General features: G+C 34.8%; 13 protein-coding genes and 1 pseudogene. 1 reads left to right on the top strand and 13 read right to left on the bottom strand.

The features are described from left to right. From A9G25_RS06555 to dauA, 5 genes and pseudogenes are all read right to left on the bottom strand, one after another. Nucleotides 1–653 (bottom strand): annotated as a pseudogene (locus A9G25_RS06555) (DUF1910 domain-containing protein); the annotation flags it as partial. Nucleotides 654–826: 173 nt separating this feature from the next. Next, nucleotides 827–1,627, bottom strand: coding sequence for a PoNe immunity protein domain-containing protein (locus A9G25_RS06550; protein WP_065626265.1), 801 nt, complete (start codon nucleotides 1,625–1,627; stop codon nucleotides 827–829). A gap of 173 nt (nucleotides 1,628–1,800) precedes the next feature. Then, entirely contained in the window at nucleotides 1,801–2,601 is an 801-nt protein-coding gene (locus A9G25_RS06545) for a PoNe immunity protein domain-containing protein (RefSeq protein WP_065626264.1), read from the bottom strand. A 416-nt stretch (nucleotides 2,602–3,017) separates the two neighbouring features. Next, nucleotides 3,018–3,560 (bottom strand): HdeD family acid-resistance protein, encoded by a 543-nt coding sequence (locus tag A9G25_RS06540; protein WP_065626263.1) that lies wholly within the window; start codon nucleotides 3,558–3,560, stop codon nucleotides 3,018–3,020. A gap of 194 nt (nucleotides 3,561–3,754) precedes the next feature. After that, nucleotides 3,755–5,428 (bottom strand): C4-dicarboxylic acid transporter DauA, encoded by a 1,674-nt coding sequence (dauA, locus tag A9G25_RS06535; RefSeq protein WP_065626262.1) that lies wholly within the window; start codon nucleotides 5,426–5,428, stop codon nucleotides 3,755–3,757. Nucleotides 5,429–5,677: 249 nt separating this feature from the next. Here dauA and A9G25_RS06530 point away from each other — a divergent pair, with 249 nt between their 5' ends. After that, nucleotides 5,678–7,027, top strand: coding sequence for a histidine-type phosphatase (locus A9G25_RS06530; protein ID WP_065626261.1), 1,350 nt, complete (start codon nucleotides 5,678–5,680; stop codon nucleotides 7,025–7,027). 74 nt (nucleotides 7,028–7,101) lie between these two features. Here the strand turns inward: A9G25_RS06530 and A9G25_RS06525 are convergent, their stop codons facing one another. The 8 genes from A9G25_RS06525 to fdnG all read right to left on the bottom strand — a co-directional run bounded on the left by A9G25_RS06525 (nucleotide 7,102) and on the right by fdnG (nucleotide 17,034). Next, entirely contained in the window at nucleotides 7,102–7,896 is a 795-nt protein-coding gene (locus tag A9G25_RS06525; RefSeq protein ID WP_065626260.1) for an ABC transporter ATP-binding protein, read from the bottom strand. Between the two features lie 2 nt (nucleotides 7,897–7,898). Next, a complete protein-coding gene (locus A9G25_RS06520) occupies nucleotides 7,899–8,843 on the bottom strand; it encodes an ABC transporter permease (RefSeq protein ID WP_065626259.1) in 945 nt (314 codons plus the stop codon). A 61-nt stretch (nucleotides 8,844–8,904) separates the two neighbouring features. After that, nucleotides 8,905–9,882: an ABC transporter substrate-binding protein gene (locus tag A9G25_RS06515; RefSeq protein WP_065626258.1), complete on the bottom strand. Its 978-nt coding sequence runs from the start codon at nucleotides 9,880–9,882 to the stop codon at nucleotides 8,905–8,907. Nucleotides 9,883–10,112: 230 nt separating this feature from the next. Beyond that, a complete protein-coding gene (locus A9G25_RS06510; protein WP_065626257.1) occupies nucleotides 10,113–11,072 on the bottom strand; it encodes an ABC transporter substrate-binding protein in 960 nt (319 codons plus the stop codon). Between the two features lie 192 nt (nucleotides 11,073–11,264). Further along, entirely contained in the window at nucleotides 11,265–12,173 is a 909-nt protein-coding gene (gene fdhE, locus A9G25_RS06505) for a formate dehydrogenase accessory protein FdhE (protein WP_065626256.1), read from the bottom strand. Between the two features lie 116 nt (nucleotides 12,174–12,289). Continuing rightward, a complete protein-coding gene (locus A9G25_RS06500) occupies nucleotides 12,290–12,982 on the bottom strand; it encodes a formate dehydrogenase subunit gamma (RefSeq protein ID WP_065626255.1) in 693 nt (230 codons plus the stop codon). After that, a complete protein-coding gene (gene fdxH / locus A9G25_RS06495; RefSeq protein WP_065626254.1) occupies nucleotides 12,975–13,949 on the bottom strand; it encodes a formate dehydrogenase subunit beta in 975 nt (324 codons plus the stop codon). The genes A9G25_RS06500 and fdxH overlap by 8 nt, the downstream gene beginning before the upstream one ends. A 16-nt stretch (nucleotides 13,950–13,965) precedes the next feature. Continuing rightward, nucleotides 13,966–17,034: a formate dehydrogenase-N subunit alpha gene (gene fdnG / locus A9G25_RS06490; protein ID WP_081297178.1), complete on the bottom strand. Its 3,069-nt coding sequence runs from the start codon at nucleotides 17,032–17,034 to the stop codon at nucleotides 13,966–13,968. Nucleotides 17,035–17,238: the final 204 nt, after the last annotated feature.

Raw genomic sequence — 17,238 nt, 5'->3', positions numbered from 1 at the left:
TCACCTTGTTGCCACAGGTGAATATCAATATATTCATAACCAGCTTTACGCAATCCATCGTACCAACGGCGTAAATATTCATCTAAAAATTTTAAGGTATCTTTAGGTTTTTCAGCATGAATGGCTTTATAAAGAGGGGTACGGAAACTTAATGATCTTGGTGTTTTCTCTTCAGTAATTGGATAATTGGGAATTTTCGTTGCAATTAAGCTATCAATTGCTTTTTCTCGATTTTCTTGATCAAGATCGACGGCCTTAACGATAATTTCAAACCAATCCTGCCGTTCAAATAGAATACAAAGCCCTAATAAATTAGATAGAAATTCACTTTCAAAGTATTCTGTTAGTGTAGTAATTTTTATATCACTGTCAGGATGGTTAACTCTATAACGTTCAACAAAATTAATTGTATTTATTATATATTCAATAATTATCTTCAGGCGAGGAAATAGCTCTGCAATAGATTTTCCTATTGTATAATCTAAGCATAGTTGACGATATTGTAAATCTGACATAAACTCAACATATGGATCTTTTGAACTTTTTATTTTTTTATCAGTCTGTTCAATTAACCGTATAAGCCTCTCTTGGAAATAATAATAAAAGTCTTCATCCAACAATTTTTGACGACGTTGTTGTTCAAATTGTATCATTTTAATCTCCTTATATTTTATTTATATCATACTTATTTTATTGATAATCAGTATGAATCTAGTTAATATTCTATTAGTCTAATACATAAAGAGAGAAAGCTATTGTTTTGCCGTGTCTACCCTATAAAACAGCAACAACGATTTCTCCCCTTTATGGTTAATTGATACAATATTTACTGACGATTATTGCGAGCGTATTCGACCATATCTTTCGGGTAGTAGATAAAACGGTGTAGGCAGCTATCATCAATATCTTTTAAATATGCCACTGCGGCGGCTTCAAAGCACCAATAACCATAGAAGGAACAACAGTCTCGAGAATCACCTTGTTGCCACAGGTGAATATCAATATATTCATAACCAGCTTTACGCAATCCATCGTACCAACGGCGTAAATATTCATCTAAAAATTTTAAGGTATCTTTAGGTTTTTCAGCATGAATGGCTTTATAAAGAGGGGTACGGAAACTTAATGATCTTGGTGTTTTCTCTTCAGTAATTGGATAATTGGGAATTTTCGTTGCAATTAAGCTATCAATTGCTTTTTCTCGATTTTCTTGATCAAGATCGACGGCCTTAACGATAATTTCAAACCAATCCTGCCGTTCAAATAGAATACAAAGCCCTAATAAATTAGATAGAAATTCACTTTCAAAGTATTCTGTTAGTGTAGTAATTTTTATATCACTGTCAGGATGGTTAACTCTATAACGTTCAACAAAATTAATTGTATTTATTATATATTCAATAATTATCTTCAGGCGAGGAAATAGCTCTGCAATAGATTTTCCTATTGTATAATCTAAGCATAGTTGACGATATTGTAAATCTGACATAAACTCAACATATGGATCTTTTGAACTTTTTATTTTTTTATCAGTCTGTTCAATTAACCGTATAAGCCTCTCTTGGAAATAATAATAAAAGTCTTCATCCAACAATTTTTGACGACGTTGTTGTTCAAATTGTATCATTTTAATCTCCTTATATTTTATTTATATCATACTTATTTTATTGATAATCAGTATGAATCTAGTTAATATTCTATTAGTCTAATACATAAAGAGAGAAAGCTATTGTTTTGCCGTGTCTACCCTATAAAACAGCAACAACGATTTCTCCCCTTTATGGTTAATTGATACAATATTTACTGACGATTATTGCGAGCGTATTCGACCATATCTTTCGGGTAGTAGATAAAACGGTGTAGGCAGCTATCATCAATATCTTTTAAATATGCCACTGCGGCGGCTTCAAAACACCAATAGCCATGGAAAGTGCAACAGTCTCGAGAATCACCTTGCTGTAATAAATGAATATCAATGTAAACATTGCCTGCTTTACGTAATCCATCGTACCAACGGCGTAAGTATTCATCTAAAAACTTTAAGGTATCTTTAGGTTTTTCAACATGAATAGCTTTATAAAGGGGATTACGAAAGCTTAGTTCTCGTGGTGTTTTTTCTTCAGTAATTGGATAGTTTGGAATTTTCATTGCAATTAAGCTATCAATTGCTTTTTCTCGATTTTCTTGATCAAGATCGACGGCTTTAACGATAGTTTCAAACCAATCCTGTCGTTCAAATAGAATACAAAGCCCTAATAAATTAGAAAGTTTTTCTGTTTCAAAGTACTCTGTTAAAATTGCGATTTCTGCTTTATCATCAGGGTGAGCGTGATTATACCGTTCAACGTGATCAATTGTATTTTCAGTATATTTTATTATTTTATCTATGATCGGCAATAAATCAGGAATCGGTTTACCCACCGTATAGTCAAGACATAATTGTTGATAATAAAGATCTATCATTGGCTCCATAAAAGGATCTTTAATAATTCGTACCGTTTTGTCAAATTCGTTTATTTCCCAGTTTAATCTCTCTTGTATGTATGGATAAAAAGCCTCATCTAATAGTTTCTGACGGCGTTGTTGTTCGAATTCTGTCATACTCTTATATTCCTAATTTAGTTTTATTTTGGGTTTTATCCATACTTTATTCTGTTTGAGTTTTTGGCTCTGTTCATCGTTGAGTGGAAAGCCTTTAATAGCCTAAAGATGGCCATATAAAAAAATATGTTTTATAGTTTAAACAAAAAATTTTTTAAATTATATAATGTTCCGTATAGTTATTGTTCTCATGAACGTATTTATAGATGAATGGATTACCTTAATCTTAAAGCTAAACAAGGCAAGGAATATAAACAGACATTGATAGTAATCCAAATAAACCTGTCGCTGAGAATATTTGTGATTGGCATTTATCTATTAAAGTGAGGGTAGCATCATTAATTGCTGCTCACAATTAGTGGTAACTTCTTAGAAGTAACTACTAGATTGTGAGCAACGAATGCGTTATTTAACATCTATTGTTTTAATGCAAAACCAATAGCTACATATGCCCAACCTTGAAAAATAAGGTCAATACCTAAAAACATACCTAATACCCAAAGACTGTCATATGGCCAACCTGCAATAATCATAAATCCTAAAATTAATGTAATAATCCCTGAGGTTAAAACCCACCCCCAACGAGGCAAATTTCGGTTATTCATAGCAGCAAATATTTGTGTAAAGCCGCTCATAATTAGCAAAAATGAAATCACCAATGTTAAGGCTGATGAAATCGCAACAGGTTGGAAAAATGACATTAGACCTATAAAAATGTATAAAATCCCCATTAGTGCCCATAATGCTGACTGACCGAAACCTTTAATGCGAAATGAATGTAGCGCTTGGGCAATACCTGCAATTAAAATTAATGAACCAATAAAATAGACAGAAAAAACGGTTGCCATGAACTGATAACCTAATGCTAATCCCCCCAATATAATTAAAATAACACCAACTAAAATAAACCAGTTTGATTTTTCTTTAAGATTGTAGACATTGTTTTCGTTAGATATCATGCTATTTACCTATTTTTATAAGTTAATTTTGAATTTCAAATTAAAACCACTTTTAAGACTTATAGTTTGTCAATGGTGATTTAGTAAATGAAAAGAAAGGTAGTGAAGGTACAATTTATTGCACAGTAATTAGTTTCTGTTCAAACCGTTACTGTGCATATAAATTAGTTAATATAATAAATCTAATTTTAGAATTAATCTTTATCTTTCAGTGCTTCTTCTAACGTTGAATAGAACATTAGTTTGTTAGGAATTGGAACAATTTTTGCGCGAGCTAATGTTTTTAATGGTTGAAACTGTAACTCACAAATTGATAGATCAACTTGTTCAGGTAGTTCATCAATAAAATGAATTAAAGCATTGAGACCACCAGCATCAAGAATAGGTACCGCATCCCATTGTAGCACTATGTGTTCATATCCATTAATCTTTTGATAGATTTCTAAAAATGTACGTTCAGCGGCAGCAAAAAAGAGGGGGCCGTTAATACGTAGCACTAAAGTTTTATCGTTACTGCGATTAAGTTCAACTAAGCGAGTCATACGGGCGATACGGCGCATAAATAGGATTGAGGCAAGTACAATCCCAAGTGTAATTGCAATCACCATATCAAATAGTACTGTTAACGACATGCAAATAAGCATAATCAAGATATCATCTTTAGGAGCACATTTGATAATATAAATAACGCGTTGAACTGCACTCATATTCCATGCCACGATAAGTAATAATGCCGCCATAGCAGAAAGTGGGATAAATGATAATGCTGGTGCAAAGCAAATAAGAGCAAGTAAAACAACTAAAGAATGCAAAACGGCTGCAATAGGCGAGGTTGCGCCTGCTTTGACATTTGCCGCTGAACGCGCAATTGCCGCTGTTGCTGAAATGCCACCAAAAAATGGGGCAATGATATTACCTAAACCTTGACCAATAAGTTCACTATTTGAGTGATGTTTGGTGTGTGTCATTTCGTCTAATACCACAGCACAGAGTAATGATTCAATTGCGCATAACATTGCCATGGTCAGTGAAATTGGTAGTAAAGCAGTAAATGTTGACCAATCCCATGTAAAATCATCGTACTGCCAAGGTAAAATAAACTCTGGTAGAACAGAGGGTATACCATGACCTATCGTATTATCAGCTAGTGTATAGGTAAATCGTGAACCAATCGTTTCAATTTGATAACCAAATTGATTAAAAATAAACATGACAGCAATGCCAGCAATTAGTGCAGGCAGGTGTCCTGATATTTTAAATCTAAGTTTTGGCCATACTATTAACACAATCAGAGTTACCACACCGACTATAGTATCAGCAATATTAATGGTTGGTAGTGTTTTAGCTAGTTCCATAACTTTACCAATATAACTTTCTGGCATGTGCTCAAGTGTTAAACCAAAAAAATCTTTAATTTGCATGGTTGCTATAGTTATGGCAATGCCCGATGTGAAACCTAATACAACAGGGAGAGGAATATATTCAATTAATCGACCTAATCGAGCCATGCCCATAAAAATAAGGAATATACCCGACAATAAGGTGGCAATGAGTAATCCAGATAATCCGTATTGTAATGAAACAGGATATAAAATAACGACAAATGCAGCCGTTGGACCAGAAACACTAAAACGTGATCCTCCCGTTAATGCAATTACTAAACCAGCAATAATGGCTGTATATAGGCCATGCTGTGGTGGTACTCCGCTAGCAATTGCTAATGCCATTGCTAGTGGGATAGCAATAATACCAACAGTTATGCCAGCTATTAAATCTTTAATAAAACGAGGAGCGCTGTAAGGGGTGTTTATACATGCAGATATCAATGCACAGCTAATTTTGGTACCTGAAAGGCCATATAATTTCATTGTGTTTAATTAATTAAAAGGAAGTTGTATCGAGTGTCTAATAAGATAATCTTTTTTACGAAAAATGAAAGAGTGTTATGAAAATAATCATCTTTTTTATGAAATAGCTTTATAGATATTATTTTATTAACACTATCATTTTATAAGTACTGCTTATTTTGATTTTTATGTTAATGTACACTATAGATAGTGATGTTGGGGCCATTTTTAATGGTATATTAACATTTTTTATTTCAAGGGGAAAAGCGAATGATTATGGTTCGTTTTCGTAAGTGGTTTGTTGTTTTTTTTTGTTCATTTTCTTCTGTAAGTTTTGCTCAACAAACTATGTGTGTGGGTTCTAAAACAGCTTATCAATATGATGCTGAACGAAGGATTACACCAGCACCAGCAGGGTATATGGCTTTTTACATTGATCATGTTGGACGACATGGCTCACGTTATATCAGTAAACCAAAATCTGAAGATATTGCTTATCAAATTTTGTTAACAGCTGAAAAGCAAAATCAATTGACTAACTTAGGTAAAGATTTATTTAGGCAGATAATTCGTATTGCTGAGTTAAATAAAAATCATTACGGTGAGCTTACTGATTTTGGTCGTAAAGATATTGCCTTGATTAGTCAACGTATGCAGAAGAATAATCCAACTGTTTTTAAAGGAAATAAAATTGATGTTGTTTCATCTCGCTCCCCTAGAGCCAAGGAAACTGCAGAAATATTCATTAGTTCTTTCAAATCTAAATATCCTGATATCCATGTTACACAGCAGCCCGAAAATCAACAAACATTATTGCGCTTTTTTGATTATTCACCAGCTTATAATGAATATAAACACAGTAAAGCAGTAAAAGACTCGGTGAAATTGATAGAGAATGCGCCTAAAACAAAACAAATAAGCGAACAGGTAGTAAAAAAGATTTTTGCTGATGATTTTATCCAAAAGCTAGATAATGGCATTGAGGTTGTCAATATATCATCAGTAAAAACACGGGATTTTGTGATTTCCATTTATCAATTATATCAAGAGTTGCAGGCATTTTCGCCTCAAGTATTAAAGGATAATTATCTTGACTTTAGTCCGTATTTTTCGATTAATGAAAATACTTGGTTGAATACCGTGATCACGGCTAAAAATTATTTGGAAATTGGCCCTGCTTTTAATGCTAATGGTATCCAAATAAAAATTGCAGCCCCATTGTTGTGGGATATGTTAAACACAGCAGATATTGCAATAGCAAATAATAATCTTGATGCTAATTTGCGTTTTGCTCATGCTGAAACCGTTTCACCTTTAGCTACTTTACTTGAAATTGAAGGTACATCTACTATTGCTGATTCCATTTTTAATTATTATTCTGTTTGGCAAGCGGATAAAATTATCCCTATGGGTGCTAATATTCAATGGATTTTTTATAAAAGCGAACAAGCAAATCAGCCTGTATTAGTGAAAGTATTATTGAACGAACGTGAAGTGCATCTGCCTATAAAGTCAGCGCATTATCCTTATTATCGTTGGAATGATATAAAGCAATTTTATATAGATAAGCTCAATAAATTAAGCTTAAGGAATGCCCCGTCACCAGTAACAGCAAATTAAGCTGTAATGGGATTAATTACAATAGGTAAAAATCAAGCAATATTTCTATCAGAAATATTGCTTTTTGATGATCATTAACCTAAAAGCAAAGCATCGTCGGTGACTTTTTCACCACGTGTTTTTTCAAACATATCTAATAAATCCGTTACAGTTAATTTAGCTCGTTGTTCTCCAGATACATCAAGTACAACTTGTCCTTGATGAAGCATTACTGTTCTGGTGCCATATTCTAATGCTTGTTTCATAGAGTGAGTCACCATCATTGTTGTTAATTGTTTTTTTGAAACAATTTCATTGGTTAGCTCTAAAACAAACTGTGCTGTTTTAGGATCAAGAGCTGCGGTATGTTCATCAAGCAATAATATTTTAGATGGCTGTAAAGTTGACATTAACAAACTAATAGCTTGCCTTTGACCTCCAGAGAGTAATCCCATCATATCCGATAATCGATTTTCAAGACCTAAATTTAAAGTAGCAAGTTTTTCTTTAAATATTGATCGGATATTGCAATTAAGAGCTGAAGATAAGGTAAAACGATATCCTCGGTTATAAGCTATAGCGAGATTTTCTTCAATAGTTAAGTTTTCACATGTGCCAACCATAGGGTCTTGAAATACGCGAGCAACCATACCAGCTCGTTTCCATGCTGACCAACGAGTTACATTTTTACCATTAATAGCAATTTTTCCTGAATCAGGAAATAAATCACCACTAATCACATTCAATAAAGAACTTTTACCTGCTCCGTTACTACCAATTATGGTAACGAATTCACCTTCACTAATATTCAGGTTTAGTCCTCGTAATACATGATTTTCAATTGGTTTACCCTGATTAAAAGTTAATTGTAATTGTTCAACTTTAATCATGCTTACTTACCTCTTATTTTTGCGTGTTTTTTAAATTGCTTAGGCACAACAAGAGCCAGCACAACGAGTATCGCCGTAATTAGATTTAAATCTTCTGTTCCTACACCGATTTCTTGTAAAAACTCATTACTAAGTGCAAATGCAATAAATAAACGATATAAAATAGAACCAACAATAACAGCTAGCATCACAGCCCAAATTCGTTTAGCGGGGAATAAGCTTTCGCCAATAATAATTGATGCAAGGCCAATTACAATTGTGCCAACACCAATGGTGATATCAGCCCCACCTTGTGTTTGTACAAATAATGAACCACCGAGAGCAATTAAACCATTTGATATAGCCATACCAAGAATTGTGACTCTTCCAGTTGGAATACCTTGCGATTTTGCCATTCGTTGGTTGGTGCCAGTTGCTCTTAAAGCCAATCCCATTTGGGTATTTAAAAACGCATTGAGTAAAGCCCAAAACACAATGACAAATCCTAGTGCCATAAGAGGTTGTACAATATATTGGTTGCTGTAATCTTCAGCAATAAATGGTGAAAATATAGTTTTGGCATCAAGTAAAGAAAGATTAGGGGATCCTGCCATTCTTGATGTTTCATCCATAATATACGGACCAACACCTAATATTCTTAGATTGATAGAATAGAGTCCTATCATTACAATAATACTTGATAATAATTGAAGAATATTGAGTTTAACATACAGTATTCCTGTCATTGCTCCAGCAAGGCAGCCAGCAAACATACCTAATAACGTTGCAATCCAAGGATCGATACCGATATAAATGCATAATCCACATATCGCTCCACCAAGAGGAAAACTTGCATCAGCAGTAAGATCTGGAAAATCAAGTAAACGAAACGAAATAAATACACCCAAACTCACCAACGCATAAATAAGCCCAATTCCAATTGAGCCTAATAAAAATTCAGAAGACATGAAAAAAATCCATAAAAGTTAACCGCCAAAGTTGGCGGCTTAGTTATAAAAAAAGTAAAAATTATTTTTCAACAATTTTGGTAGCCGATTTTAATACATTTTCAGATAATATAACACCTTGGCGTTCGGCCGCTTTTTTATTAATTGTTAATTGAGTGACATTACCTACTTGTGGTGGAATATCACCAGGTTTTTCGCCGTTAAGTATGCGGATAACAATTTTACCAGCTTGACGACCAAGATCATAATAACTCATGCCTAAAGCAGCAATAGCACCACGTTCTGCCGATTCAGGGTTGGATGCAATAAGAGGAATTTTACTTTCATTAGCCACTTTTGCTAAAGCTTCATAAGCAGAAAACACATTATTATCGGTAGTAGTATAAATCATATCTACCTTACCTTTTAAACTTCTAGCCGCGGTAGATATATCAGAAGTACGTTGCGCAGGAGCGGCAATAATTTTCATACCCCGTTTTTCTAGCTCATTTTGTAATTGTTTTAGTATGATTGTTGAGTTAACTTCGCTAGGGCTATAAACATAACCAATGTTTTTAGCCTCAGGTTTTATTTTTAGCATCATATCGATTTGAGAATCTAGTGATAAGGCGTCAGATACACCTGTTACATTTGTTTTTGATGCATCCCAACCCGGGGTTAATTTTGCTGCTACGGGATCGGTAACGGCAGTGAAAACAATAGGAATAAGTTTTGTTGTAGCAACTAATGCTTGCGAACTTGGCGTGGCAATTCCTACAATAACATCTGGTTTATTTGCTACAAATTGTTTAGCAATTTGGGCTGCATTTGCACTACTACCTTGTGCGCTTAAAAATTGTAACTTTAAATTTTTTCCAGCAATATAACCGCTATCTTTTAACTCATCCTCAACACCTTTACGCACATTATCTAATGCGGGATGTTCAACAATTGCTGTAATGGCAACAAATTTTTGTTCGGTTTTAGACTCAGCGAAAGAATAAAATGTTGCTAACGATAAACTAAGTAACATACAAAGTTTAATGATAGAATTACGCATAGAGCACTCCTGTAATGTTTTTTTTACAATCAAGCTAAATATTAAGTTAATATAAAACAAAAAAAGATAATTTTCTAGTATAAAAACAGCTATGAGTGTAAATTTTTTATTACACATTATCGGTGATTTGATGTTAATCCAGTTATTGGATTACTGTAGGTTATATTTTTTGCTCACCTAACTACTAAGTGAGCAAAATTGTTAATTAATTTTAGTGAAGTAGGGCTTGATTATTTTCCTATGACTTTGTCAGCAGATTGAATTACCTCAGGAGGCAAAGCAACCCCTTGTTTTTTAGCTGCATCAGTATTAACAACAAGGCGTAATGCTTTCCCTATTTCTGGAGTTATACTTCCTGGTTTTTCACCTTTTAATATACGCACAACAAGCTTACCTGATTGGCGTCCTACATCATAGTAGCTCATGCCGTATGCAGCAACGGCTCCTCGTTCAATCGCATCAGGGAACGATGCTAAAAGAGGAATTTTATTTTCATTTGCAAATTTGACTAATGACTCATAGGCTGAAACAACATTATTATCGGTTGTCGTGTAAATTAAGTCTACTTTACCTTTTAATGTATTGGCAGCAGTTGAAATATCAGCAGTTCGTTGAGCTGGTACAGCAATAAAATTAATATTTTGTTGAGATAAAAGAGTTTGTAGATTTTTTAATACCACGGTTGAATTAATTTCGCTTGGACTATAAATATATCCTACTGATTTAACATTAGGTACAATTTTTTTCATAAATTCGATTTGTGGGCCAATTTCTTGATAATCTGATACACCAGTAATGTTTGTACCCGCAGGTTGCCAATCTTTAATTAATTTAGCGGCGATAGGATCGGTAATTCCAGCAAATACAATAGGAATTTGTTTGGTTGCTGCAGCTGTTGCTTGTGCACTTGGTGTCGCAATTGCCACAATAACATCAGGTTTTGCTGCTACAAATTGCCTTGCAATCTGAGCCGCAGTTGCACTGCTTCCTTGTGCACTTTTGTATTGGACAGTTAAATTTTTGTTTAACGTATAGCCGCTGTCTGCCAATTCATCTTTAACACCATCGCGGATTTGATCTAATGAAGGATGTTCAACAATTGCTGTAATGGCCACATTTTTAATTGTATCTGCAAAACTTAAAAAAGGTGTAAGCAATAATATTGTTACTAATAAAATAAAACGTTTCATGAATTAAACTCGCAAACTAGTACAATAGTTTAATTCTAGCTTTATTAATCAAAAATGTGAAGCTGTATTTTATTTATTTGATGATCATGTTACAAAATAATCATTATTGTAAAATAGTTAATTAGTTTTTGAATGAATTATTTCATATTCGATATAATGCCTATAAAACTATATTATCAATATCTTTGTTTTTTATTGAGCAAATATAAAAGGATTTATCCCACTTTTAGCAAACCCTTCTTCTTCGGTTTTGATATCTAATATCAGCGAAGCAATATCATCCGCGATGACTTCAATATGGGGATCTTTATCTTGATCAAATATTTTTAAATAGCTATGGCAAACGTCACAACACTCGGTTTTAATTGCAGCGAGTTCTTTTTCTAAGGAGAGGTATTGTATGTCTTCCATATTATCGCAACAGGTACATTTAATTCTAGGTACATACCATTCACTTTCACATAAACTACAATGTAAATAGCGTAAACCATTGTTACCGCCTAATTGAATAATACTAGCAGTAGGCATACTATCACAAACTGGACATAACCAGAGTTTATCTGTATTTTCTGCGATAGCTTTACTTTTAATTTGACTAGCCAGTTGGCAATAATAAACAGATAATGATGACCAAATAAATATTGCTTCATTACCATCAACTTTATCAAATTCTCCTTTAAGCAAATGTAATGCTTTATTTTGTAATTCTAAAGCGCTATTTTTTTTAAGCTGTTCAATGACTATAGCGATTTGCTGCGTGGTATCAGAAAATGAGTCGAGTAATGAAGTAAAGTAATCTTGCCAAGTATCTTTAAGAGGTAAATTATCTAAACTAAGTGGAGGATATTCGCTATTTAATAAACACGTTACATCAATATCTATAGGCTTATGTTTAATTAAATTGGCTTGTTGTTCAGCTATAATTGCACAAAAATTCAAATAATCACTAATTGGATTATTGTTTGCAAGAGTTTTTAAACGTTCTGCTCGATGAGCATAAAGTGTTTTAGGTGATGGATAAAATAGTAACGGGATTTGTCTAATAACTGAGTTTGTAGCTTGTTGTTCAAGTTGTTCTTGAGGGATAATTTTTATACTCATTATAAATGCTCATTGATTGTGATTTTATTCATCACTGCTTTTTATTTTTACTATTAAAATGTCACAGCTGATAGTTACTATCAGCTGAAAATACCATTATAGATGCAGGCAAGTTACTAAGCTGGTTTATGCTTAATATCTGTAGATTCTTCTTCAAATTTAGCCTTTAACTTTAGTTCATTTTGATAGATCTTTTCCATTTCTTCTTCATACCAAGTTGAATGATTTTTTTGTGCCCAAGCACGCGAAACATAGCCTGTTATCATCCCTTTAATGGAACCTTTAACCCAAATTGCCATATAAGCATGACCAATTACAAGCAGGATTAAGCCAATTGCAGCAAGAGAATGAAAAAATATCGCAATACGGACAACTGGAACAGAAAAATTATCCGCAAAATAACGGCGCCACATGATGAGGCCTGTAACGAATAAAACTAAAATTAGCCCCATAATGCACCAAAATAAAAACTTTTGTCCTACATTATATTTGCCTATTGGAATGCCTCTTTCTTTGCCCAAAATGACATGTTTAAAGTTTTTAATCCATAAAAGATCATTTTTATTTGGAATATTATGGTGAGCAAGTTTTATAAACATAAACATGAGTAAAACAAAAACAATGCACCCTAAAAATGGGTGTAATGCTCTTACTAATTGTGGCGTACCAAGAAATAATCCAAACAGTTTTATAGATGGAAAAAATAAAGATAAGCCAGATAGCGCAGTCAGAATAAACAGACAGACCATACACCAATGACAGAAGCGAACAATAAGTGGTGTTCTTAATATCACGCTTTTCTTATCCATGATGATTCTCCTGTTGTGATAAATTAGAGTCAATTTTCTGTTCTAAAACAGGCAAGCCTAAACGCTTTCGAGCTTGTTTATCTGCTTCTTTTTCTTCTTCAATGTCTTCTTCATCAACTTCAATTGCACCAACACCCATGTAATGGAACAGAAAACCGCCAAAAGTTGCCACAAATGCAGCTGCAGATAACGGTTTCCAAATACCCTTCCAAAATCTAACAATTTCACTAATTTTAGGGTCTTTTGGTAAGCCGTGATACAATTCTGGCTGATCTGCATGATGAAGAACATACATAACATGTGTTCCCCCCACTCCTTGCGGGTCATAAAGACCAGCATGTTCAAAACCACGTTTTTTCAAATCTACAATTCTGTGTTCAGCATGGCGAATCATATCTTGTTTAGTACCAAAGTGTATAGCGCCAGTAGGACAAGTTTTAACGCAGGCGGGTTCTTGACCAACAGCAACGCGATCGACACATAATGTACATTTATAGGAGTGATTATCTTCTTTACTAATTCGTGGAATATTGAACGGACAACCTGCTACACAGTAGCCACAACCAATACAGTGTTCCGATTGAAAATCAACAATACCATTAGCATATTGAATGATAGCACCTTCTGATGGGCATGCTTTCAAACAACCAGGATCAGAACAGTGCATACAGCCATCTTTACGAATTAACCATTCAAATTTCCCATTTATCTCGACTTCTGAATACCGCATTACAGTCCATGCTTTTGGCTCTAAATCGGCAGGATTATCATAAACACCAACAGTATTGCCAACTTCTGCTCGAAGGTCATTCCATTCGCTACAAGCAACCTGACATGCTTTACAACCTATACAGGTGGTTACATCAATAAGTTTTGCAACTTCTTGTTGATAGTCCCTAGCTCGTGGCGCTGGAGTTAAAAAATTGGTTGCTGAGCGGCGTATAATATCTTGAGTTTGTAATGACATAATTTATCCTCCCATCTTATGCCGCTGTAGTAACTTTTTCGATATTGACTAAGAATGATTTATATTCTGGTGTTTGTGAATTTGCATCGCCTAAATGTGGCGTTAATTCATTAACCAAAAAACCTTTCTTTGTCTGGCCTGTGAATCCCCATACTATCGGGATTCCAATGGTTTCGATCTCTTTACCATCAACAGTTAAAGTTGGAAGACGTTTAGTCACAACTGCTTTAGCTTTAATATAACCTCGATGTGAAGTGATTTTAACCGTATCACCTAATTTGATTCCTTTTTTGAGGGCAAGATTTTCACTTAACTCAACAAATTGCTCGGGTTGAGTAATTGAAGCTAGCCTTGCGTGTTGCGTCCAAAAATGGAAATGTTCAGTGATACTATAAGTGGTACCAACATAAGGAAATTCGCTAGCATTCCCTAAGCGAGCCAAATCTTCTTTAAATGCGCGAGCTACAGGGCTGCTGACTTGATTTGGATGCAATGGATTATTACTAATAGGTGTTTCAAACGGTTCATAGTGCTCTGGGAATGGACCATCGACTAACCGATTTAAACAAAACAACCCACCTAAACCATCATTATTCATGATAAAAGCACCTGCCCCACTACTTGGTGGTAATGTTGCTGTAAAATCAGGCACATCATTACCTACCCAACTTGAGCCATTCCATTTTACTAAAACTCGTTTAGGATCCCATGGTTTACCATTTTCATCCGTTGAAGCACGGTTATAAAGTACTCGTCGATTCATCGGCCACGACCACGCCCAACCAGCATGAACGCCTTTGCCTGATGGATCGCTTGGATCACGCCTTGCCATTTGGTTACCTTGTTCTGTCCAACAGCCACAGAATATCCAAATGCCCGATGAGGTTGTACCATCTGCTTTTAATTGGGAAAAACCACTTAGTAATTGACCTTTTTTAAGGATAACATTACCATTTGCATCAGTGATATCTGCAAGTACACGTCCATTATAATCTTTGGCTAGCTCTTCGGCCATTGGACCTTCAGGGTTTTGATAATCCCAAACTAAGTTTTCAATTGGCTCGTAATAAGCACCACCTTCTTCAGCATACAGCTCTTTTATTCTCAAAAAGATACGCGCAATAATTTCAGGATCATATAAAGCTTCATAAGGCGGTCTTGCTGCTGCCCAATGCCATTGTAGCCAACGAGAAGAGTTAACTATTGTACCGTTTTCTTCTGCAAAACAGTTTGATGGCAATCTAAATACTTCGGTTTGAATTTTGCTAGAATCTACATCATTAGATTCGCCATGGTTTTTCCAAAACTCAGCTGTTTCTGTTGGCATAGGATCAATGCTAACCAAGAATTTTAAGTTAGATAAACCTTCGCAAATACTATTTTTATCGGGAAGTGCAGCAAGAGGGTTAAAGCCCTGACAAATAAAGCCATTGGCTTGACCATCACGCATCATTTTGCTAAATCTTAAAACATCATAGGTTTTATCCCATTTAGGTAACCAATCAAATCCCCAATCGTTATCTTTAGTCGATTTATCACCGTACATTGATTTCATAAAGCTGACAAAGAATTTTGGATAATTCCCCCAAAAATTCACTTCGCTTGGACCAAGTGGTTTTGGTGTTTTTTCATCTAGGTACTGAGTAAGTGAAACTTGAGAATCTTTTGGTAAATCAAGATAAGCAGGCAGGCGATTTGATAATAAACCAACATCAGTCAAACCTTGAATATTTGAATGTCCACGTAGTGCGTTAATGCCTCCGCCCATTACGCCAATATTGCCTAAAATAAGCTGAATCATGGCAGCAGTACGGATAATTTGCGATCCATAAGTATGCTGAGTCCAACCTAATGCATATAAAAATGTGGCGGCTCTATCGTTAGTTTTAGTGCTAGCAAGTGAGCGACAAACATGCAAAAAACCTTCAATAGGACTTCCCGTTATTTTATTTACCATTTCGGGTGTATAACGTTTGACATGCTGTTTTAATAGATTCCATACACAACGAGGATGACTTAGCGTTTTATCCCGAAGAGCATAACCGTTGTCATCCTTTTGATATGCCCAACTTGTCTGATCATACTGTTTGGTATCAGCTTCATAGCCACTAAATAGCCCTGTAACTTCATCAAAATTAAAATCATCACGAACAATTAGGCTTGCATTACTATGAGTAACTAAGTAGTCAAAATTAACTTCGTTATTGGTAATAAGATAATTGATAATACCAAGTAAAAAAGCAATATCAGAACCTGAGCGAATAGGGACATACAAATCAGCCACCGAGGCTGTTCGATGAAAACGAGGGTCAATGGCAATCAGTTCAGCACCATTATTAATTTTTGCTTCTATAGCCCATTTAAAACCAACAGGATGAGCTTCAGCTGCATTTCCCCCCATTACGATAACAACATTAGCATTTTTGATATCATTCCAGTTGTTAGTCATAGCGCCGCGACCAAAAGTAGCCGCTAAGCTAGATACAGAAGGACCATGACAAACTCTAGCTTGGGTTTCAAGGCTTAACATACCTAATGCACGTGCAACTTTGAACGCTAACCACCCTGTTTCATTACTAGCCGCTGAAGTAACAAGCCAGCCTGTTGTTGTCCAGCGATTGACTGTTGTGCCTTCCGCATTTTTTTCAACAAAATTTTTATCTCGATCAGCTTTCATTAAACGAGCAATACGATCAATGGCTTCATCCCAACTTATTTGTTGCCATTTATCTGAACCTGGGGCACGGTATTCAGGATATTTAACTCGTTGTTCACTTTTTATATAATCTAGAACACCTGCACCTTTAGGGCAAAGAGAACCACGACTAACAGGATGATCGGGGTCTCCTTCTACATGGAAAATAGACGATTCGGCATTTTTAGCCCCATCGCCACGGCTATACAGCAACATACCACAGCCAACAGAGCAGTAAGTACAATTATTTCGAGTTTCTTTTGATTTCAATAACTTATATTGGCGAGTTTGAGCAAGCGCTACATTTGGAGAAAAACCAAGCGTAGCTACCGTTGTTCCAGCCATACCACCCGCACAGATCTTAAAGAACTGCCTACGGCTAAATAGCATATGGGCTCCTTAGAAAGCTGACATTACGTTTTAATTTATTATATTGGAAGCGATTAACATCCTTACTAATTGTAATGATAATCTTTAATCAAATGGAAATAAAGGGAAAAACAGATATGAATTTATAAATTTTGATATATATCAAAAAAATAAATAATGACAGTTTGATTTCTGTTTAATATGGTGAAAAATTATATTAATATA

Source organism: Gilliamella sp. Bif1-4 (genome assembly GCF_001690535.1).
In the GTDB taxonomy this organism is placed as follows: Bacteria; Pseudomonadota; Gammaproteobacteria; order Enterobacterales; family Orbaceae; genus Gilliamella; species Gilliamella bombi.
The sequence above is the reverse complement of the archived record's forward strand: the minus strand, read 5'-3'. Positions and strand labels throughout refer to the sequence as shown.

What these genes read in the sequence shown, in the direction of transcription:
- A9G25_RS06550 (WP_065626265.1), bottom strand. Translation starts at nt 1,627, where the DNA reads ATGATACAATTTGAACAACAACGTCGTCAAAAATTGTTGGATGAAGAC.
- A9G25_RS06545 (WP_065626264.1), bottom strand. Translation starts at nt 2,601, where the DNA reads ATGACAGAATTCGAACAACAACGCCGTCAGAAACTATTAGATGAGGCT.
- A9G25_RS06540 (WP_065626263.1), bottom strand. Translation starts at nt 3,560, where the DNA reads ATGATATCTAACGAAAACAATGTCTACAATCTTAAAGAAAAATCAAAC.
- dauA (WP_065626262.1), bottom strand. Translation starts at nt 5,428, where the DNA reads ATGAAATTATATGGCCTTTCAGGTACCAAAATTAGCTGTGCATTGATA.
- A9G25_RS06530 (WP_065626261.1), top strand. Translation starts at nt 5,678, where the DNA reads ATGATTATGGTTCGTTTTCGTAAGTGGTTTGTTGTTTTTTTTTGTTCA.
- A9G25_RS06525 (WP_065626260.1), bottom strand. Translation starts at nt 7,896, where the DNA reads ATGATTAAAGTTGAACAATTACAATTAACTTTTAATCAGGGTAAACCA.
- A9G25_RS06520 (WP_065626259.1), bottom strand. Translation starts at nt 8,843, where the DNA reads ATGTCTTCTGAATTTTTATTAGGCTCAATTGGAATTGGGCTTATTTAT.
- A9G25_RS06515 (WP_065626258.1), bottom strand. Translation starts at nt 9,882, where the DNA reads ATGCGTAATTCTATCATTAAACTTTGTATGTTACTTAGTTTATCGTTA.
- A9G25_RS06510 (WP_065626257.1), bottom strand. Translation starts at nt 11,072, where the DNA reads ATGAAACGTTTTATTTTATTAGTAACAATATTATTGCTTACACCTTTT.
- fdhE (WP_065626256.1), bottom strand. Translation starts at nt 12,173, where the DNA reads ATGAGTATAAAAATTATCCCTCAAGAACAACTTGAACAACAAGCTACA.
- A9G25_RS06500 (WP_065626255.1), bottom strand. Translation starts at nt 12,982, where the DNA reads ATGGATAAGAAAAGCGTGATATTAAGAACACCACTTATTGTTCGCTTC.
- fdxH (WP_065626254.1), bottom strand. Translation starts at nt 13,949, where the DNA reads ATGTCATTACAAACTCAAGATATTATACGCCGCTCAGCAACCAATTTT.
- fdnG (WP_081297178.1), bottom strand. Translation starts at nt 17,034, where the DNA reads ATGCTATTTAGCCGTAGGCAGTTCTTTAAGATCTGTGCGGGTGGTATG.